Origin of the sequence: Ruegeria sp. 6PALISEP08 (assembly GCF_001238295.1) — a bacterium.
In the GTDB taxonomy this organism is placed as follows: domain Bacteria; phylum Pseudomonadota; class Alphaproteobacteria; order Rhodobacterales; family Rhodobacteraceae; genus Ruegeria.
In genome coordinates, this window is the sequence record NZ_LGXZ01000005.1 from 148,121 (window position 1) to 168,026 (window position 19,906).

Consider the following 19,906-nt stretch of genomic DNA (forward strand, 5'->3'; position numbering starts at 1 on the left):
TTTCAATGAGAGCGTTAGGCGGTTTGTTCCGACAGAATTTCCTCCGCGATCTGAAGCACATCGCGGAGGAACAGGTCTATGTCCTCGCTTTGGGTGCGGTGATTGTTGAACGCGCAGCGAAGCCCATGTTTGCCCTGCACCGTGGTGTCCGAAGGCATAGCGAGCCCGCGCTCCTGAATCCGAAGCATAATTTCGGTATTGAGCACTTTGGTTGCATCTTCACCTGCCGTTAGATGCCGGAAACAAACAATGTTGAGATCTACAGGAGCGACAAGTTCCAGAAGCGGATGCGCCGCTACCTGTTCTGCCATATAACGTGCAAAGCTTATGTCTTGCGCAATGAGACGCCCGAACTTTGCCGCCCCTTGTTCCTTGAAAGCCATCCAGATTTTCAACGCGCGAAAGCAACGGCTAAGGTCTAGGCCGTAGTCTGCAAGGAACTTCCCGGCAATCATTCCGCGTTCCTGGAGTTGCAGGTAGGGCCCGTGCATCTCGAATGTCTTGAAGTGCGCTTTGGGATCCTTGATCAGTACAGCACCAGCGTCAAAGGGTGTGTGCAGCCATTTGTGGGGATCAATGGAAACGGAACCGGCACGTTCGATCCCGGCGACCAGATGAGCGTGCTCGGGGGCAAGGCGCAATACACCGCCGATGCATCCGTCAACGTGGAACCATAGGCCCTCACGCTCACACAGGTCGGCAATCGCGGTCAGGTCATCAATCGCCCCGGTGTTTGTCGTTCCAGCCGTTCCAATTACGCAAGCAGGTTGCAATCCATTCGCGCGATCTTGCCTGATCGCGTCTTCGAGGGCGTCGAGTTGCATTCTTTGGCGGTCATCGCTCACAATTTCCACCAGGGCTTTCGCGCCAAGGCCCAGCGTCTCCAACGCCTTCTGGTGGCAGCTATGGACCTGATCAGAGGCGTAAAACCTAAGCGGTTTATCCAGCGCGGCAATACCATCCTGGCGCACATCATACCCGGCGGTAAAATTGCGGATCACAGTATGCGCCACAAGATTTGCCATTGACCCGCTGCTGGTCAGAGTACCACTCGCATTCTTGGGAAATCCCGCAATTTCTTTCAGCCAATCAACGACTTGCTGTTCGACCTGCGCCGCACCTGTGTTGCCACCACCAAGATTGCTGCCTTCTACAGCCGCGAGAAAATCACCCAAAGCACCAGTAAAATTGCTGGCGCCCATGTACCACCCCCAGAAACGTGGATGGATATTACCCATGGGATACGCACGCACGGTCGCCTGATATTCATCGTAGACCTGCTCCAGAGGCGAGGGATGGTCCGGCAAACCAGACTGGAAGGTGGCATGGACATTGTCGGGCATGGAACTCCAAACAGGGCGTTCTCGCACCTGTTTTAGATGGTCGACGGCCTCATCAACCATCCTGTGCGCGAGTGCGCGGCTGGCCTCCCAATCGTCCGGATCAAGAGTTAACTTTTTGTGTTTCTCCATCAACAGCATCCCTTTGTTTCGAAGGAAAGAGTGATCGATAAGTGCATTCAGTGCAATCGTTCTACCGCCCGGTTGAATCTCCAGCAGACGGTGAGTCCTGTTGGAGCGATGGTGGATCGGAAGGCTTATGCGTGCGCGTCCTACAGATTGGCGAAACAGCTTTATTGTCCGCAGAGCCACCATCCGGTTTTGGAAACGCTTGGGGAAGCTGCACTGCAGCTTCGGGGGCATCGATGAGCGGCAACAATGGGCCGTCCTCGACTTAGCGAGATGGGTCCGCCAGCATGATGCCGCGCTTGCTCCGAGGTCAGTTGAGAGCCCGAAGTGACCAATGCTGCAAGGTGCATGAATGTCTGCGTTCGCCGTCAATGTGTCATGAATGCGAGCTCGTCCCTGCATAGGTGACCCGTCGTAACAGCCATTCAAACGGGCCCAATTTGAACCAAATTCGCCAGACAGTCAGGACCACAATCGGCAAGATCGTGACCAGAATAGCGATGGTCGACGCAGTTGCACGGCTTACTTCGCTCCACAAGTCCAACCCGTATGCTGAAAAGATGCTCGACAACAGAATTGATTGACCGAGGTAGATACTCAGGCTTGATCCACCAGCGGCAAGAGCGTGCGACATGGCCGGCCCAGGTGGTCGCGAAATCGAGGCGATCACACCGAGGTACCCCAAGGTTGTAATGGGTGCGGCAATGATAGTCAGGGTTGCCCCGGTCGCGGCCGGGCCCCACTGCCATAGACCAGCCCCCAGCAAGCTGAGACTCAAACCCGGTAGCAGGCACAGCCGCCGCGCACGCTGCCAAAGCCGGTGGCAAGCATCGTCAATCATGCCTGACTTTACTGACGCCAGACCAAGGCAGAACCATCCAAGTGCAGAGATTCCTTGGATGATCAGGAAAAGTGGCAACGTGAACGCAAAACCGATACCCCTGAAAATCACAGCATCGAAGAAGCCCCCTTCACCAAAGGCCTCTTCCTCGTACTGAAAGATCTCAGCAGGCGTTTCGGATGGAGAAAAGAGCAAAGGGAGTCCGACGACCAACTGAAGAATAAGCAAAGCAGCCCCAACTTTTGCAAGTCGTGTCGCCGTCCAGTTGCGAAAAAAGTACAGAACAGAGCCAGTGATGGAATAGATCACAAGGATGTCGCCGGGAAAAAACAAGCAACCATGCGCGATCCCCAAGAGTAATAGGCCGATCATCCGATTGCGATACAGGTGGCCAAAAGGCAAGGTACGACGTTCCGCGGAACCCATCAGAAACCCAAGTCCAACCCCAAACATAAAAGAAAACAGGCCGTAGGTTTTAAGTAAGGCCAACCCATTGATAAGCCAAAGGACTACCTCATCGCCAAAGGTCTCTCCGACGGATTCAGTGAAGCCGTACAATGCAGAAAATGCGATGTACTGGACGTTGACGATCACAATGCCGAAGAGGGCAATGAGTCTCAGATAATCGGGCATTAGGGCGCGGTCATGCGTCCCTTTCACAGCAAGGCTTTCTTTGGATACATGTACGAAATTCTCCAGCGGGTCGTTGGGCTTTACTCGCCCAAAAGTCCTGCCTTGCCCAAGTTGATTGCAATTGCGGCTTCGGGGTGAAGGTCCGTTTCAGGCACTTTCAGGCGGAATCGGTCAAAAAATGTTGGCTCAAAACCTCCATTCTCTTCTCTGCTCAACTACGTTCATGCGCTGATTTCCTGAACTAATTTGAATGGCGAGAAATGAGATTACACCTGCTTGGTGCAAAGGGAGAAAAGATGGGTCAGTTCTGATTCAGTCAGGCTGTCAAACCTGCCCGAGAGATTTTCGATTTCGTCCGCTCGGGCTTTGCCCAATACGGGATCGGCTAGCAAGTGGAACTTCTCCGAAATCTGAACGTCGCTTAATGGCAGATCCGCATCTCCTCGTGGCGTGCGCGGAGCATCTTCAATTCGGCGGCCATCGTTCAGGATCACCGTCACCTGCGCCCAGCGTTTGTCCGTGCTGATCCGGGTCATCTCATCATCATCGATCAACGTGGTTGCGCGGCTGATCCGCAAGATCTCGGGATCATTCAGCGTGTCTGTAGTCAGCTCATCCACTCCGACTTGTCCGCGCACGATCATCGCCGCCACAGGAAACGCGATGGCATATGCAAATTCATCCTGGGATTTGGGCTCGTGCCCTGCCAACCGGGTTGCATAATGGAAGGTACGAATTTCAACGGCAGCAACCTGACTGTGGTGCAACGCATTTTCGCGCATGATGTCGCTTACCGCATCCAGTGAAGGGTGTGCCCAGCGACAGCACGGATAGGCTTTGTAATGCGTGTGATCGACCACGCGCCATCCTTGCCCCAGATCATCCCAAAACGCAGTTGCATCGGGGCCTTCGCAGGTCAAAGCAGGCGCGCCGGTAAACCCTTCCACCGCCAGATAGGCGGCGGTCACACCGCTTGGAGCCCCCCAGCCAACGCCATCGCGCACCATCGATGGGTGATCGATGCAACGCATCATCTGGCTTCGCGGGCCATGGTATTCGCCGATACCTGCCGCATGACGTATGTGTTCGGCGTCACCGCCAAGCATCTTTGCGCCAGCTGCAGCAACGCCAACAGCGGTCCAGGCGCCGGACGTGTGATAATCTGCGCAGGTCGCGTGCTGCGCGAGACCGGCCCGATAAGAGATTTCGTAGGCAACTGCCAGCGCCTCGGCAAATCGTTTGCCATCAAGGGGCCGCCCGCTTTCGGCCTGCGCCTGCGCCATTGCAATCAATGCCGGGAAAACCGCTGATCCGGCATGGCCCTTACATGGGGTTGTGCCATCATGCGCGTCAACGCTGTCAATGGTGAAGGCCCCAGCCATTGCGGCACCCACCGGGCTGACGGTGCGCCCATCCATCAGCATCGGGACAGCGCCAGAACTGCCCCCACCAAAAATCATCGGAGCGACGCGTCTGACGATGCCAGACAAGGGGGTTGTTGAGCCAATCGCGGCAACACCCATTGTATCGGTAAAACTGCGCCGTAGCGTTTCAAGAACCGCATCCGGCAGATCGTCATAGGTCAGGATCTGTGCGAATTCACCAAATTCAACGCGCATTGACTATGTGCCCTTATTGTGGAGCGTCTCGAACCTTTGACTTATTTGGCTGTCAAAACTTCAGGAAACAAGAAAATTACGTAATTCAATTTTGACCCAAACATCAAGCATCTCTGATCCAAACAAAAACCGGCCCTTCACCGAAGCGGCGGCGAAGGTGTCAAAAGAGCCCTAGTCGGTCATTGCCGAGTGACCCGGTAGCTGCGGGTGGATTAGGCCGCTTTACAGCTCATTGCCGACTTTGGCCGCCAAGTGCTCGTCAATTGTCAGAGTGAAATGATCGAATGTTGGTTGCGAGCACAACCTGTGAATTCCGTTTTCTCACTGCTTGCGCTCGCAGCGCAGAAATGGCGCGTGGGCTATAGATTTGGTGCAGCCGCGCAGCGAGTAGACCACTATTTCATGCGGGCCGCGGCAAGGACAAGAGGCCGAATTCACATGTCGCGGACTTTGCTGCCTTTTGCCGGTGCAGCTATTGCCTAGGCAAAGAAACCTTCGTATTCGTGGCAGCGATCATTCGGCGGCGCGGCAGGTTTCCCAAGACCGATCGTTTAATCAAGCCGACTCTGGCTGAATACAAAGAGATCTTTCGCCGAGATCTGGTCTGGCAATCGAGGAGCGGACAACGCGAAATCGTTCCGAGCACCAACAAAAGGGTTTCACCTCAAGTATTTGGGCTTTTCCGATCTCTCAAACCCAATCTGGCAAGACTTGTTTCTCGCCGGTTAGTCCTGGCTAAGGTCGAGGCGGCCTGCGTTGAGCCATTCTGACAATTCTGTTCGTTCGCTTGGGTCAGGAGGTCCGGCGGCTGTCGGGGGGTCAACTGGCAACGGATTGTCTGATCCTATTACCTCTCGAACGGTTACGGACTCTGTCGATATGTTCCAGACGAGCATATCCTGAGCCAAAGTGAGCGGCCCGTCATAGGTCATTCGAATTGCCGCGATGGTATCTGGGGCGATATCGAAATCGGCAAATGTATGATAGGCAATCGCGTGTCGCGGCTCGATTGTCGAGAATAACTTGCCGCACGCATCCGGTGGCGTGTGAATTACCGTTGCAACCAATCGGGCGCGTTCGGGATCATAGTTCTTTATATCAATAAACTGTTGTACCGTCAGGTAACATTCGTGGATGACGAGATCAGCCTCTTTGGCGTTCTCTACGAACCATTTGTTTGGGTTGGTGTCACCCGAATAGACAAACTTAAGCCCGTTCCATTCCAAGCTGTATGACACAGAGCCGTCAATGCCGTGTATCGCGGGCCAGGACCGTATGATTACACCGTCGTTCTCATAAACCACCTGCGTCTTCGAATAGTCGAACTCAGTCACCTTTAAATGCCCTCCTGCCGAGGGCATGTTTCCGCGACGACCTGCGACGTCCCACGCCAGCATTTTTTGAAGTCCGTCCATTGCCGCCGTGGTTCCATACTCCGGTTCCAAGCCACTTGGCCCCCAGACCCGTAAAGGTACGGTCCGGTTGGAAACCCATCCGCCGACAAAAAGCGCATCCAGGTCTCCGATATGATCCACGTGCAGATGGCTGATGAACACTTTGTCGAGATACGTGTACGGAATTTCCAAGGCCGCCAAATTTGCTAACGATCCAGTCCCGACGTCGAACAGAAACTTGTCACCGTTTCCAAGTTCGACCAACCATGATGCAGACGCTTGGGAGTGTCGAAAATTGGGTGTCCCGGTGCCCAGCGAGACAACGCGCATCTCCGCTTCACCAAGTGGTTCGGTATTCGGATAATAGAACTTTCGTGATTCTGACGAACTGTCAGAAGCCGCTGGGGAGCATATCGAAGAAAAAGCCAGACCGAGAGTTGTTATCAGATTCAATCGCACACGTAGTCCCCCCCAAATCTTCTGATTTCGATAAGGGTACTACGAAAAACCTTCAGCTCGAAATCGAACACCTGTCGATGGGCTCGGAGCGGTCGCGCAGGGGCCTTGTGTGTGGCGCAAATGTGTACAAAATCAATACCTCAATCAGTACGGAGGCAATCGCGAAATACTGATAGAAAATGGCGTTTGTTCAACCCAATTGGCGGGAATCTATTTATCCACCAAAACTCGCCAATGCCGATCAATTACATCTGGCCAATCTTTTTGCAGATGCAGGTTGTTCGTTGTCTCACCCATAAGGGTCATGACCATCATCCGGCCTCGAATCTCAGCATCAAGGGGCGCAAAACCGCGCTCTTCGAATAACCATGCAGAAAACTCAAATCGCCGTTTCATAGCGCGCTTATAACATTGTGCGGCGTCAGCATCGGATTTTGCCCAGACCGCGATAGCTCCATCCGGCCTGGACGCGTCTTCGCGGATAACCTGATGCATTAAGTGCCTTATCCGCTCTTCTGGCGGTCCCTCGAACTGAATTGCGTCTTCAATAATATGTCCAGTCAGAGCGTCTTCCCAAAACAGCAGAACCGAGTCGAGAAGATCCTTTAGGTTTCGAAAATGCCAGTAAAAACTCCCACTGGTCAGGCCAAGCCTGCGCGCAATAGCGACAACTTTTACACCTTCGATTCCACGCTCTCTCAGAACGTCCAGCGTCGCAAGAAGCCAGTCTTCCCGTGACGCTTTTTCCCGTTTTTCAATTGTCCTTGGCTCAGCTTCCATAGACACCTCTATTGACATAGATCAGTCTATGGACCTACCGTAGAGATGTCTACGGAGAATGGGGGGCTCACGAATTTGTGTGCTGAATGAATATTTCAGAATGGAGGGGGAACCATGAATAGCTTGCTCAATTCCGCAACGGTCTTGTTTTTTGCAATGGGGATTGCGGTCGCAGGAACCGCCACAGCGCAGAACATGTTGCCCACGGGTCGAACGGCCGCCCCCATCGAAGATGGTGTTTATCCAGCTTCCTATTTTCCCAATACTGAAACTCTCGGCGAAGACGAGATGCGGATAACCGCATTAGGGACAGGGATGCCAAACCAGACAAAGGCTGCCGTTTCAATTTCGTTTTATGTGGAATTGGGCAACGGTGACGTTTTTCTGTTCGACGTTGGCACCGGATCAACGGGTAACTTGTTCTCGCTGCGCCCGGACTTTTCGAAAATTGACAAAGTTTTCTTCAGCCATCTGCACGTTGATCATGTCGGGGACTTTATGGGGCTGCACGTTGGTGGCTGGTTATCAGGTCGGTACACACCGCTTCACATCTTTGGCCCTTCGGGATCAGAAGATGAGCTTGGAACCAAAGCCTACGTAGAGGGTATGTCAAAAGCCTATGCGTGGGACCTTGCCACACGTACAGGCGCGTTGCCGGATGAGGGCGCCAAGCTTGAAGTCACCGAATTCGACTACATGCAGGAAAACGAGGTCGTTTATCAAGACAACGGCGTCACCATTCGTTCCTGGCCTGCGATCCATAGCCTCGACGGTTCAGTCAGTTATTCCCTTGAGTGGAATGGGCTGAAATACGTTTTCGGCGGAGATACCTATCCAAACAAGTGGTATGTCGAGTATGCCAAAGGTGCAGATATCGCATCGCACGAGGCTTTCCTGCCACCAGAAGCGCTGGCACCGTACTTTGGCTGGGACATGACGCAAGCGACATATGTCGCCACGCGCGTCCATTCTGAGCCTGCAGCATTCGGAAAGGTAATGTCTGCCGTCGAACCGCGTATGGCTTTGGGATATCACTCCGTGCTTTCGCCAGAAAACTATCAAGCAATTCTGGAAGGAGTACGGTCGACCTACGATGGACCGCTCACGCTGGCACGTGATCTTCAAGTGATCAACGTAACCAAAGACCAGATTGTCGTACGCGAGGCGAGCGTAGATGACTATGCTTTGCCGCCCGCAGTAAGCGACGAGTACATCAATGCACAGCGTTCAAAGGAAAAAGAACCGTCGGACAAGGTCCAAGCAGGTAAATGGGACGGTTACACGCCACCGCCTATGCCGGATCAAAACTGACGAAGAGACATGTTTTGGCGCGGCTCGCTAATGAGCCGCACAAGACGGAATTGACACAGCTTCTGTACCTAGGATTATGCCGCGAAGGACGCTGGCCAAATTGTTGATCCAAATCCGATGCCTTCTGACGTTGTTCACTGCCATAATATTGGGCAGCTCTGCAAAAGGTGACGTCATCCCGTATAGCGGAGCGGAAGTCGCTAGAAATATCGCAGTCTTCCGGGTGGAAAACAACGGCGTCCGTCTTACGCTGGAAGTCTACCCAGAGGATTTTGAAAGCTTTGAGGCATTTATGCCTGCGGAGCTTTGGCAGGATTTCCACCCAACAGCGGCCGCACGTAAAGCTGCGATTGGCAGCGAAGCTGAAAGCATTTCGGTTTTCCTCACCGACGGATCACCTCTTTCATTCGAATTTGTGACTGCCGAGCATCGTGAAAGAGTTGACCGCGCATCCCCCCTGGCAGGAAGAACCGATCCAATTACCGGGCGCAAAATTCCTGCCCCTCCTAGAAATCCGCAGGTTATCTACATCGAAGCTTTCTTTGGCTTTGACGGCGCGCGCCCCGAGACCCTGATCCTTCGCCCCCCGGCACCCAAAGAGGATAAGCCCGCCACATCAATCGGTTTCATGGTTTTTGATCGCGCCGTCCCAGTCACAAGGTTCAGTTACTTAGACAGTAATGCGCGACTTGAGATTGACTGGTCCGATCCATGGTTCAGCGCGTTCACCAACGCGAATCTCAATCGGGCGGCTCAAAGCGGCACAACGTCTTTTCTGTACGTGGCACCACGCGAAATTCGCCACGAAGTCCTTATCCGGCTGCGGGAACTTGCGCCGTGGATAGACACGGACCTGAGCACGGGCTCCTGGTTGGACCCAACTCAGCAGGGAGCAATACTCAACGCCGCGCTGAACGCGTTCGAAACCCGTAACCCAGTTACCATCGGGGGGGAGCAAGTTCAGCCGGCCTCTGTCCGGGGCGCATTTCTGACGCTGAACGAGGGAGGAGTTCAGGTTGTCGAGGGCTCCCCAACACTTCTGACCGATACGACTTTTGCAGGATTGATATTGTCCTATCCGATTTCGGCATTGCCCAAAGAGGCGTCCGTCACATGGGATATGTTTGACCATACCATTCAGCATGTGCCTGTAACGTTGACGGATGTTGCCGGTCCCTTCCTGGACTGGGCCACCCCGGAAGATCCAGAGGTAGATTGGATCAACCATTTGAAACGCCACGTCGACCCCGAAGTTACGCCGGTACAGGTGGCGGGGGTTGTCTTTCTGCCGATCTGGACCGCACTGGCTGTCGTTCTGGCGCTTGGCGCAGGCATGGCCGCGCTTTTGTCATCCCGGACACGCCGGCGGATCGGGTTTGCCCTTCTGTCTGCTGGCGGCTTAGTTGCAGGGGTCGCCCTTCGACACGAAATGCAAATGCCGTTTCAAAACCCAATAGCTGGTCAATCCAGAGAACAGATGGTCTCAGATACTTTTTCCCAGCTTTTGGCTAATTCATATGTGGCCGCGCTTGAGGTTTCACCGGAAGCGCGTCGCAAAGCGCTGGAACCAATTGTTACGAAAATGTCCCTTGCAGACGTCGCTGCTGAACTCGAAACAAACCTTGCCATTCGTGTGCCTAGCGGAAGCCGCGCGCAGATCGCCGACGTAACCGATGTCGCAATCGTGGAAGGCGGCATGAAGGCAACCGGAGCCTTCGAGGGTGTTGCCAAGTGGATTGTAAACGCCCGAGCGGGTCATTGGGGCCATGATCATCGTCGTCGGGTGGAGTATCGGGCAAGGGTCGAGTTCCGTCCCGAAAGAGGAATTTGGAAGCTTACGGGTATCACTGTAATGGAGGCGCGCGCACCGGATGTTTAACCGATTGAACAAGGTGTTGTTGATTTGGGTGACGGCCAGTTTGATCTTGGCCGCGGTCGCAAGTCAGGCGCATTTTCTGCTGAACCTTAACGTTCGTATTTTTCATGTAGAACACACAAGTGACGGTCTGCGCATCCATTTGCGAACGCCCATGCCCTATCTTGTGGCGGACAAAATCGGCAAAAAGGATGAGGACGGCCTTCCCGAGGCGGCTCCTTTCACGACAAATACCCTTGAGGATGGTCAAGTGGTTCATTTTGTCGATACCTCACAAATCGCTGAAAACCCGCTTGGTCTTGGGCACATCGCGGAAACGGGTACGATCATCGAAATCTCGGGGACGCGCCTTCAGGGCGACGTTGAATCCGTGACCATCCACAAAGTAGGTGAGGAGCCGGGTTTTGCGACGCTGAGCGAAGCCCAACAATCTGTATCTGCTGGAACGACCATACAGGATGACCCGCCAGTTTATGTTGGTGACGTTATTGTGGATGTCACACTCTGGTATGAATTGGGGAATGCGCCTACCTCCTATGCCATCTCCAGTTCTTTGGACCCAGGTCTGCCTGATCAGGAAATGACCGCCAATCTCATTCTGGATTATGGATCCGGCGATCCGCTTGTCTTTCGAACCCGAGGCCTGATGGATGAACCCGTTGGGGTTTCCCGGTCCCGGTTCTCAGGAATCGTAACTTTCGTTTGGGAAGGCCTGCGACACATCCTGGAAGGCGTCGACCATGTGCTATTTGTCGTCTGTCTGGTGATTGGTGCCCCCGGATTAAGCGCACTGCTGTGGCGAGTCACCGGCTTTACGGTTGGCCATAGCGTAACTCTGTCCCTTGGTTTTTTTGGATATGTGCCGTCAGGAGCCTGGTTTGTGCCATTTGTCGAAACCGGGATTGCCTTGTCCATCGTCTACGCGGCATTTCTGGCCGTTAGGCGGGATAAGTTAGCAAAGAACTCTAACAAAAAAGTCTTTGTTGTAACGGTACTTATGGGTCTTCTTCACGGCTTGGGCTTCAGTTTCGTTTTACATGAAATACTCCAGGTGACGTCGCCCAACATCTGGCAGAGCCTACTGGCGTTTAATGTTGGCGTTGAAGTTGGTCAGCTTGCTATCGTTCTTGTGATCTGGCCATTGCTGCACTTCTTCGCGAAACTAGGCCCGAAACCTGAAATGTCGTTGAGAGTTTCGATTGCAATCGGATGTGCAGCTATCGCAAGTTGGTGGACTTTCGAACGTGGAATAGACTTTCTATCATTGATTGCGATTTAGAAAGCAGTGCGGCTTCCTACTCTATGAGAATTTCCGATTTGAGTTCGAAACTGTCCGATGCATCAGCAAAGATGCCTGCTGACAACGGCCGCTTGATCTAGCGATAGTTTTGAGACGTCAGTGCGGTGCTGACGCTTGGAGCAGGAGCCATCCACCCCATCCGGTTGGTGAAGCTGGGGCGTGGCGCCCGACCCTGTGGCGGATGTCCGAAATGGGCCGTGAGTGAAGCGTCATGCAGACAGACTGCTTTCTCTGAGGTCGAGAATGGCTTGCCAAGACTAACTTGATCCACGAAAAGTAGGTATCCCAATTGTTGACCTAGCAGCGAGGGGTAAGGAAATCCGACGGAAGTTGGATGCCCAAACGGTGAACATGTTGAACAGATTCGGGCATCTTAATGCGCCGCCTGCCGGTCCATTTCGCTTTATTGCGCTGGACGTCGAAACGGCAGGAAGATCTATCAGCGGCATCTGCCAGATCGGGCTTTGTTTTGTCAGCGACGCAGGTCTTATGCAGACCTATTCTGTCTTGATAGACCCAGAGGGATCGTTCGAGGCTTTCAATACTGAGCTCCACGGGATTTCCGCTGAAACCGTGAAGGGGGCTGGGACATTCCCAACGGTCTATGCGTCCTTGTTCGAGATCCTGAACACGCATAGCCTCGTGCAACACAGTACGTTTGATGAAAAGGCGATGACGGCAGCATGCGCCCGGTATGGCCTGCCCATGATCACGTCGCATTGGACGAATAGTGTCGCGATTGCCCGTCAAGCATGGCCATCATTGAAGGGGGCCGGTGGCCACGGGCTGGCAAACCTCAAGAAACATCTCGGCCTTGAGTTTCATCACCATGACGCAGGTGAGGACGCCCGTGCTTCGGCGTCTGTAATCTTAAAGGCAGAAGAGGTTTTAGGCGCGCGGTTGTCCTATCTTACGACAAACCGCCAGTTGACATTACCTTTCGAAAATCGGCCTGAGAGATAACTGCCAAGGTCTGCAAGATCCTGCTGATCGACGAACTAACTGTTCGATGTTACGCAATGGACGGAAGTCAGCTCTTCGGAAGTGGTCATCCCAAATTCTACTTCGCTCGTATGTCCGGAATGGGAATGCTGGTAAAGAACCGAATCTGCATGTTGAGAAGCGCAAACTCAAACGCATTTGCTCTGCATCATAGGTCGGCATTGAGGCCATTGCGGATTAACCCAGATTTACTGAGCGCAAGTTAGGCTCGTCACCTCGCAGAATGGCAAGAGGAAATACAACCCTATATGAACAAGATTGGTCTGTACCCTGCCTGCTGATGCACGCGGGTCCGGGAACAATCGAGAGCGGCACCGATTGTTCCAGCATAGGAAAGTCTGCCTTTTCTCGATCACCACACTCCTGCCGGGACGCGGAGCGCAGCGAGCCAGCGCCGAACTGATCAGACCGATGCCCTCGCCGACAAAGGCGGTCGCCACATCTGGGTCGCCAGCATACTGAGCGGCGGCCCATTTCAGGGCTTCAACGCCAGCTTCCAGTTTCACGGCGCTCTCCGGTCCGTGCCATATCTCAATGAACGTGTTGCGCAGAACACGGCCAGGGTAGCGGCCAGGCCAATCGTAACCACGGATCACGTCCCCACTCGGGTGCGGATCGCGTTGTCACTTGTTGCCGCAAGAGGGAGAGTTCGACCGAGGCTGGACCCATGCGGCGGCTTGGACGTCCAGCGGCAGTGCGGACTTTCCCAACTTTATCTGCTCTTGTTCGAATGACTGCATTGACGCACGCACGATAGCACCAGCGTCGCCAAGGTATTGTGTTTGGTGGTGGCAGCACCGAAGCTGCGAGTATGACGAACGAAATGGAATTCTCTTTCAATTCACTGACGGATGCGGCGCGTCGGCATGTTCGGGTGTTTCAGATACAACAGTTTCTAGATCGCTTTGCTATGGGCCTCACAGTGGCGGTAGTTGCGCTGGCACTCACGGACCGAGGGATGGACCTCTTTGAGATATCCCTTCTCTTCGGGGTCTACTCGCTGACCACAATGTCGATGGAGCTGCCGTTTGGTGGATTGGCCGACAACATTGGACGCAAGCCGGTGTTTATGGCAGCAGTGATCGCCAGCTTGATATCGCTGGCGCTTTTCCTATCCTCGAGCGATTTTTTCGTCTTGGCTCTTTCTTTTGGCTTCATCGGGTTTGGGCGCGCACTTCGGTCGGGCACGCTCGATGCATGGTTTGTTGAAAAATTCAAAGTGGCCGCGCCAAATGTGGACATTCAACCCGCTCTCGCCAAAGCTCAATGGGCCAATGCTATGGGTCTAGCCATTGGGGCCGTCATTGGAGGTTTGTTGCCGGACGTTTTTGGTTCGGTGGCAGAGAGACTTGGATTTAGCATCTATGACGTGTCCTACGCGGCAAGCTTTTGTGTGATGCTTGGGGTGTTCATTTACACCATGTTTGCCATTGTCGAAACATCTTCTCCAGTCAACACAAACGCGCTTAAACAGGGATTTTTACAAGTCCCATCGGTGATCAAAGACGCTGGCCTTCTAGCCTTAAGGCATCGTACACTTTCGATACTTTTGGCAGCGCTTGCGCTCTTCCTTATGGCGACCAATCCTGTTGAAATAATCTGGCCGACCCACGCCAAGCCAATGTTAGCCGACGGATACGCCAACACTGTCATTGGCCTACTGACCGCAAGCTATTTCTTTTCTATCGCCTTTGGCGCGTCGCTTTCCCCACGCCTAAGTCGGATTTTCAAACGCCAGCATGCCGCCACGCTTGCAGCGACTTTCGCCTGCCTTACAGGTGTACAGATAGCATTGGCACTACAAGGCAGCATCATCGGTTTTGCGGTTGTATTCATCTTGTATTCTGTAATCCTTGGTGCAAATGAAACGCCCGCCAGCAGCATTCTGCATAGCTGCGTACAAGACCGCCAGCGGTCCACAATGCTGTCTCTAAGATCGTTGATCCAGCAAATGGGGGCAGCGCTGGGTCTGGTTTTCTCAGGAGCCATCGCTGATATGTACTCCACCCCGGTCGCGTGGATTGTCGGCACCGCTTTTCTTCTCATGGCGATGACTCTGAGCTTAGAGTTGGGTAAACGACTAGGCTCAGGGTTCACGACCAGTAAATGACAGTTGCCGTGCGTGAGATGGCTGATTGAAGGACCTTGGGACAAATGTCGTAGCGTGTCGCCATGCACCTCCAATCCTTGAGCCTGCCATAACTGATCTCAATGCGGTTGCGCCGCTTGTCTCGGCGATTGTCGTATTTGGCCGGGGTCTTGCGTTGCTTACGACTGGGGATGTAGGCGCTTATAGGTGCGCTCAGGGCCGTTTGTTCAAAATTAAGGCTTGAAATAGCAGCAAATCAGACTGCCAGAGGCAACTTTAGGTGGCGGAACAGTAAGTGAATTGGTCAAAAGGCAAAATATCTCTGCATTAGACATCAGATTTTATTGGTCGGAGTGAGAGGATTCGAACCTCCGACCCCTGCCTCCCGAAGACAGTGCACGGGCGGCTGTTTGTCCGACGCTGACATACACTGCACGTCTCCTGCACACACACTTCACTGCGCAAGAACGTCCATGTTGTCAGTGGGTTGAGTGTCGCATGCCGTACCATGAAGTGCAACACGCGACGTGTTCAGCAGTGCACGTGTATGCACGGCAAACACACGATGTGTTGTGCCAAACACGGTAGGAAGTGCAGCGCAGTGCAGCGGAAGTGCAGCGGAACATCAGGCACAGATGCGAAGGACATCGGCCAACAACGGCATCACTCCCCCGCCAACTTCCCAAAGCCGTGGAGGATGCAAGCGGTGCCGGTGGGAGGGATGTCGCACGCTCACCCCTCAGCGGCTGTTGATGCGTGTCAGTTCGGCAGTTGAACGAGCGCACAGCCACGTTCGCGCATCATGATCTGAGCTTTGAAGCTCTGATCGTCGATCCACTTCTCCATCGTCTCTTGCGTCATCTGCTGTGGTGGAGGAACGGCCTCGTTCAAGTCATCTCTCACATCTTGATAACAACTGCTCCATGCACTTCCGACACGCAAGCCGACGCGGAACGCTTCATCCGTCTGGTTCGAGCTTTGTGGAGGCGGCAGGGTCACGGGAACGATGAGGCAGTCGGGTAGTCCCCAAGGCTCGTTGATCGTGACCTGACCACGGAACAGCGCCGTCACAAGCTCACGGCCTGCGATGTTGAACACCTCGTCGATGCGCTTCTGCTCGTCTGGGTCACCCGCCATGGTCGCGAGGCTGATGCACTGTTGAGCCTGACCAAGAACCGCAAGTAACTGATTTGCGCGCTCAACCGTAATCGGTTGTTCCTGCGCAACCGATGCCGCCGATGACGTAAACACAAAGGCAACGGCAGCCGCGACGTTCTTAAAGTGCATCTTCAACTCCACAACATCCCCTACACATAACGCCAGTGTGCCGCGCACACACATGATCTGCAACGTTCGCAGCCATGTTTGTCTCAACCAAAGACCCACTTTCACAGTCGATCAGTGGCGCGCTATCAACAGCAAACAGGGTGTGTGCATACCCTTGTTTCGTAAGCTCAAACCGGCACACGCGACAGCAGTGAAAGCTGCGACACTCTCTTTCGCCACTTTGAAAGTCCTGATCTGCGGTGAGTGGACAGCGAGGGCAGTGATTACAACCTCGCTTCAAGCCTCGCACTGCAACCATAGACCTTTGACCCACTTTGCAGGCTAGTGCAGTCTTCGACGCGATTGTTAAGCCAAGGTCCGTTCGAAACTAAGCACATGCCGCTATTTAGTAGGCTTGGCGGCTGGGTATGACACCCCGCACTCCACCGCGCGGCTCGGCAACGTCGCCTTCACGTCTCGGTATAAGATGAAAGTGAACGTGGAACACAGTCTGTCCCGCTGACGCGCCAGCGTTAACTCCGACGTTGAACCCAGACACAGACTGGTCCAGCGCGTTTATGTCGGCTTTGAGTTCACGCATCATGGCGTTCGCTGCGTTATGCTCAGGTTGGTGCAGGTCGAAGTAGTCCGCGACGTGGCGCTTAGGTATCACGAGCGTGTGCAAGTGCGTGACGGGGTAAGCGTCACGTATAGCAAAGCACAACTCGTTCTCAGCGATGATGCGTTCCTGCTCAACGTTGCAGAAGATACAGTCCTCTATGCGTTCGTCGTAGCTTTTGAGGATACCTCGAAAGTCGGTGTCGTTTGTGTCGCGCTTGTTTGCGTTGCACGTGCTGCATAGCGCTTGAAAGTTGCTGATGTCGTCACTGCCACCTTTGTTGCGCGGTATGATGTGGTCAACTTGCAGTGCCGCTTGATGCTCGTGTGCACCGCACAACTCACATCGCATCTTTGCACGTGAGAGAACTTTGTACCTGACTGACCCGGGAACGTAGCCAGAAGTGTTTCGGCGATGGTCCCAGATAGCTGCACCGCGCTTGTCGATGTAAGTGCTGATCTTCTCATCGCATAGGGCGGAAAGCCTCTCGGCGTCTTCGGTTGTTAGGTTTTCAACCGCGAGCCTGTAACCGATAGTGCGCGCGCCTTTCTTAATAGGTTCGACGATACCGTTACTGGTCAACACTTTGCCGACCATCTGTTTCGTGCGGTCCTCGTAGTACTCAACTTGCGACTGATCGTGAGACAGCAGCCCTTGCGCTATGTCACGCGTAGATGCCTGTCCACCACCTTGAAGCAACACCCGCAGCATAGCTGGTTGATAGACCTGAGACATGCGCATCTTGTTGCGCAGATAGTCTTCGAGTTCAGCCGCCGTCATACTTCCTCCACCGATACACCAGACGCCTGATTATACGAACTGTTGCAACACTACGCCATGCGAAGGCGGAGTTTGCATGGCGCAGCGCAATAAGGTGATGAAGGTCGGAGAAGATGACAGGGCGCAAGCGCGAGGAGTTTGGTTTCCGGCAAGCGTTCCGCGCGCGCACTTCAGTTCTTGCAACATGTATGACAGTTTGCTTGGGTTACTTTTGGGGAAAAACATGCGTTTTACGTTGAGTATGACAGCACTCTGTATCGCGGCTTTGTGGGTGCAACCCGCAACCGCAGAAGAAAGCAGCGAAGCACAGATGCAAGAGTTCGTCGACGAGATGCTTACTTGCTCAGCAGTATTGAAGATACTGTCAATCGCGCAGATGGATGTGCATCTTGCGCAAGACCCGATTGCAGGAACTGTACGTGAGAAGCTTGATCGGGCGGAAAAAAGCGGCAGGTACTTCCCAAAGGACAAGTATTTGAACAAAGGCAGGAAAGCCCAACAAGAAGCTGCAGTGGTGCGAGCGGAAACGGAAGACATCACCAGCAGTGTGGCCAGAGCGTTTACAGCGCGAGAAATCGAGCGGCGGGCGCAACGGCTTGGCATCGAAGGGGTCCGAGAAGCCGACTTTCACAACGATCCAATCTTGGCAACGGCGCAGTACGAGGAGTTGCGACATCAACACGCTGAAACGATTGCAGAGTGCAACATCATGATCAACGCTTTGTAGTTGGCATGCGTCTACCACCTGATGCGATTTCAAACACGATGCAACTGCTGTTGCCGCTGCTCGAATTTACGGCTCGCCGTAGCTGATGGCCGATCACTGAGAACATCGGGTGCAGAACCATCGCACTCTGTTTCGTTCGTCGCAGCAAACCGGAACTGATCAACTCGTTCACGCCTCGGCGCGCTGACCACTCAGGCACGCCTGCTTCGTCTGCCGCTGCTCGCAGTATCGGGCTGTTGTCGCTGACGTGCTCTTCGCACGACACCCACCGTATTATCGCCATCAGCATCGCCTGCGCGTGTCGCGACAAGCCGTGGAAAGCGCGCAGTGCCGCTGAGTTCGACAGTTCGACTTGCACATCAGGAACGTTCAGCGCTTGGGAAACTTGGTTGCGCGTGTCCATGCTGCTGCGTGGGAGCGACTTCTCGTTCATCAGTATGCTCCCATCTTGACCGCATCATGCACTGGACCATCTGCCGGTGCGTCGAACACACTGCCGAGAGCATCGACTTTCTGTGCGTCGTTGATGTCCGCACGACCGAGAACGCGTCGTGCCTCAGCCAAGAGTGCTTGCTGCCTGTCAACGTTTGCTTGCATCTTGTCGATCACGGATACCATCGCTTCGATGCGTGCGTCCTTTGTCGCGATCTGCTCGGCGTGTATCTGTTCCTGAACTTCAAACAACTCCGACTGTCGCGCCAACTGCTTGCCGCGTTCACCAGCCAGTTTGCGCCAGGCAGCTTTGCTCTCGTCACGTTTCTTGTTCTTGGGTTTGCTCTCGCCCGTTGCCTTCACATCATCGCGTGTGACGGTCTCGGTTCTGGCTTTGCCGTTTGGTGCGGCGCGTGCCAGAACGGGTTTTGTGCTCGGGTAAGCCTGCGCCATCACCAGATGGTTCAGCAACGCGCCTTGCGTGCCTTGTGTCTCGGTCAAAACCAACAAGCGCGCGGCAGCAAAGTCTTCGATGATCTGCTCAAACTCGTGCTCTCTGATCTGCGTCACGTCCGAAACCAACCGTCGCAGACGCTCGTAGTCATACGTTCTGTCATCATCGAAAGATGTGTCGAGATGCTTGCCGCGTTCACGCATGGTGTTGAGAAGCACGTCGGCATCTCGGTCGTTCAACATCGGCTCAAACTTGGACCATGAAAGGTCAGCGATGTGAGTGCATGACGTGGGTATGCGATACCAGCACTGGTCTTGCCGCAAAGGACCGTGCTCTTGTTCAGCGATCACTTCCCCTGTTGTCTCTGCAAGTCGCGCAAGCGGTATGACCTCGCTCTGACGAAGCGGTCTCGCGGCTCGCATCAGCGCTCGCAACACGCGCCCATGTCTGGCTGGCAGATGGTCTTGTAACGTGTCCACCACTTCATCGACGAAGCGTGTCTCGCTGATCGGTTGGCCGCTGATGTTGGGAACAAGTAGCACGTTGCCCGTTCGATCTCGCTGTAACTTACCGTTCGCGGCGCGCTTCGGAACAGGAAGCAAACCGCGCACAAGGTAGTGGCCCGATACTTCCTGCAGTACCGTGCTGATATCCTCGGAGAACACAACCACGTTGCTGCATGCCATGTCTTCCTGTGCATGCAGCTTCGTTTCTACGTCATCGGCTTGTGCCCAGTTGCCCAGTTCTTCTTCTTTGGGCAACTGGGCACAGGAAGATGCGCTTTGCATGCACTGTTCTGAAGCTCGCTTTTTCGGGCTTTTCCGGTTTGGTTTGTTGGTTTTCACAGCTTGCTTG

At 54.1% G+C, this 19,906-nt stretch carries 15 protein-coding genes and 1 pseudogene; 6 read left to right on the forward strand and 10 right to left on the reverse strand.

Annotated features, from left to right (window positions below; translation table 11 throughout):
• Window positions 1-14: 14 nt before the first annotated feature.
• The 5 genes from ALB80_RS09390 to ALB80_RS09410 form a co-directional block, all read right to left on the reverse strand.
• Window positions 15-1,871: a pyridoxal-dependent decarboxylase gene (locus ALB80_RS09390; RefSeq protein ID WP_253276847.1), complete on the reverse strand. Its 1,857-nt coding sequence runs from the start codon at window positions 1,869-1,871 to the stop codon at window positions 15-17.
• A complete protein-coding gene (locus tag ALB80_RS09395; RefSeq protein WP_050603796.1) occupies window positions 1,846-2,943 on the reverse strand; it encodes a DUF418 domain-containing protein in 1,098 nt (365 codons plus the stop codon). The genes ALB80_RS09390 and ALB80_RS09395 overlap by 26 nt, the downstream gene beginning before the upstream one ends.
• 266 nt (window positions 2,944-3,209) lie before the next feature.
• Complete coding sequence (locus ALB80_RS09400; RefSeq protein WP_050603797.1) at window positions 3,210-4,562, reverse strand: MmgE/PrpD family protein; 1,353 nt, start codon at window positions 4,560-4,562, stop codon at window positions 3,210-3,212.
• A 725-nt stretch (window positions 4,563-5,287) separates the two neighbouring features.
• The gene (gene gntH / locus ALB80_RS09405) at window positions 5,288-6,415 is read right to left on the reverse strand and encodes a guanitoxin biosynthesis MBL fold metallo-hydrolase GntH (protein WP_305809693.1); all 1,128 of its coding nucleotides are present in this window, start codon (window positions 6,413-6,415) and stop codon (window positions 5,288-5,290) included.
• Between the two features lie 210 nt (window positions 6,416-6,625).
• A complete protein-coding gene (locus ALB80_RS09410) occupies window positions 6,626-7,195 on the reverse strand; it encodes a TetR/AcrR family transcriptional regulator (RefSeq protein ID WP_050603799.1) in 570 nt (189 codons plus the stop codon).
• Between the two features lie 114 nt (window positions 7,196-7,309).
• Between ALB80_RS09410 and gntH (ALB80_RS09415) the strand changes: the two genes are divergently transcribed.
• The 5 genes from gntH (ALB80_RS09415) (at window position 7,310) to ALB80_RS09440 (ending at window position 14,794) form a co-directional block, all read left to right on the forward strand.
• Entirely contained in the window at window positions 7,310-8,506 is a 1,197-nt protein-coding gene (gene gntH / locus ALB80_RS09415; protein WP_050603800.1) for a guanitoxin biosynthesis MBL fold metallo-hydrolase GntH, read from the forward strand.
• A gap of 223 nt (window positions 8,507-8,729) precedes the next feature.
• The gene (locus tag ALB80_RS09420; RefSeq protein WP_157054179.1) at window positions 8,730-10,385 is read left to right on the forward strand and encodes a hypothetical protein; all 1,656 of its coding nucleotides are present in this window, start codon (window positions 8,730-8,732) and stop codon (window positions 10,383-10,385) included.
• A gap of 13 nt (window positions 10,386-10,398) precedes the next feature.
• Complete coding sequence (locus tag ALB80_RS09425; protein WP_253276856.1) at window positions 10,399-11,661, forward strand: HupE/UreJ family protein; 1,263 nt, start codon at window positions 10,399-10,401, stop codon at window positions 11,659-11,661.
• Between the two features lie 372 nt (window positions 11,662-12,033).
• Window positions 12,034-12,645 carry an exonuclease domain-containing protein gene (locus tag ALB80_RS09430; protein ID WP_050603936.1) on the forward strand — a complete coding sequence of 204 codons (612 nt, stop codon included), beginning with the start codon at window positions 12,034-12,036 and terminating at the stop codon, window positions 12,643-12,645.
• A gap of 850 nt (window positions 12,646-13,495) precedes the next feature.
• Complete coding sequence (locus ALB80_RS09440; protein ID WP_050603804.1) at window positions 13,496-14,794, forward strand: MFS transporter; 1,299 nt, start codon at window positions 13,496-13,498, stop codon at window positions 14,792-14,794.
• Here ALB80_RS09440 and ALB80_RS21805 read toward each other — a convergent pair.
• The 3 genes and pseudogenes from ALB80_RS21805 to ALB80_RS09450 all read right to left on the reverse strand — a co-directional run.
• Window positions 14,778-14,978, reverse strand: a pseudogene (locus ALB80_RS21805) (transposase); the annotation flags it as partial. The gene ALB80_RS09440 and the pseudogene ALB80_RS21805 sit on opposite strands and share 17 nt — an antisense overlap.
• A gap of 554 nt (window positions 14,979-15,532) precedes the next feature.
• Entirely contained in the window at window positions 15,533-16,060 is a 528-nt protein-coding gene (locus ALB80_RS09445; protein WP_157054180.1) for a hypothetical protein, read from the reverse strand.
• A gap of 385 nt (window positions 16,061-16,445) precedes the next feature.
• Window positions 16,446-17,438 carry an HIT family protein gene (locus ALB80_RS09450; RefSeq protein ID WP_050603806.1) on the reverse strand — a complete coding sequence of 331 codons (993 nt, stop codon included), beginning with the start codon at window positions 17,436-17,438 and terminating at the stop codon, window positions 16,446-16,448.
• 223 nt (window positions 17,439-17,661) lie between these two features.
• On the opposite strand from ALB80_RS09450, the gene ALB80_RS09455 reads away from it, so the two are divergent.
• Window positions 17,662-18,165, forward strand: a complete 504-nt coding sequence (locus ALB80_RS09455; RefSeq protein ID WP_157054181.1) for a hypothetical protein — start codon at window positions 17,662-17,664, stop codon at window positions 18,163-18,165.
• Here the strand turns inward: ALB80_RS09455 and ALB80_RS09460 are convergent.
• Both ALB80_RS09460 and ALB80_RS09465 read right to left on the reverse strand, forming a co-directional pair.
• A complete protein-coding gene (locus tag ALB80_RS09460) occupies window positions 18,152-18,598 on the reverse strand; it encodes a hypothetical protein (RefSeq protein ID WP_050603808.1) in 447 nt (148 codons plus the stop codon). The genes ALB80_RS09455 and ALB80_RS09460 overlap by 14 nt on opposite strands.
• Window positions 18,598-19,839, reverse strand: coding sequence for a hypothetical protein (locus tag ALB80_RS09465; RefSeq protein WP_157054182.1), 1,242 nt, complete (start codon window positions 19,837-19,839; stop codon window positions 18,598-18,600). Before ALB80_RS09465 ends, ALB80_RS09460 begins: the two co-directional genes overlap by 1 nt.
• Between the last annotated feature and the right edge of the window lie 67 nt (window positions 19,840-19,906).

Bases quoted from the DNA above. Each gene is read 5' to 3' on its own strand.
- gntH (WP_050603800.1), top strand. From the start codon at position 7,310: ATGAATAGCTTGCTCAATTCCGCAACGGTCTTGTTTTTTGCAATGGGG.
- ALB80_RS09455 (WP_157054181.1), top strand. From the start codon at position 17,662: ATGCGTTTTACGTTGAGTATGACAGCACTCTGTATCGCGGCTTTGTGG.
- ALB80_RS09450 (WP_050603806.1), bottom strand. From the start codon at position 17,438: ATGACGGCGGCTGAACTCGAAGACTATCTGCGCAACAAGATGCGCATG.
- ALB80_RS09390 (WP_253276847.1), bottom strand. From the start codon at position 1,871: ATGCAGGGACGAGCTCGCATTCATGACACATTGACGGCGAACGCAGAC.
- ALB80_RS09395 (WP_050603796.1), bottom strand. From the start codon at position 2,943: ATGCCCGATTATCTGAGACTCATTGCCCTCTTCGGCATTGTGATCGTC.
- ALB80_RS09400 (WP_050603797.1), bottom strand. From the start codon at position 4,562: ATGCGCGTTGAATTTGGTGAATTCGCACAGATCCTGACCTATGACGAT.
- ALB80_RS09465 (WP_157054182.1), bottom strand. From the start codon at position 19,839: ATGCAAAGCGCATCTTCCTGTGCCCAGTTGCCCAAAGAAGAAGAACTG.
- ALB80_RS09410 (WP_050603799.1), bottom strand. From the start codon at position 7,195: ATGGAAGCTGAGCCAAGGACAATTGAAAAACGGGAAAAAGCGTCACGG.
- ALB80_RS09440 (WP_050603804.1), top strand. From the start codon at position 13,496: ATGACGAACGAAATGGAATTCTCTTTCAATTCACTGACGGATGCGGCG.
- ALB80_RS09460 (WP_050603808.1), bottom strand. From the start codon at position 18,598: ATGAACGAGAAGTCGCTCCCACGCAGCAGCATGGACACGCGCAACCAA.
- ALB80_RS09430 (WP_050603936.1), top strand. From the start codon at position 12,034: ATGTTGAACAGATTCGGGCATCTTAATGCGCCGCCTGCCGGTCCATTT.
- ALB80_RS09445 (WP_157054180.1), bottom strand. From the start codon at position 16,060: ATGCACTTTAAGAACGTCGCGGCTGCCGTTGCCTTTGTGTTTACGTCA.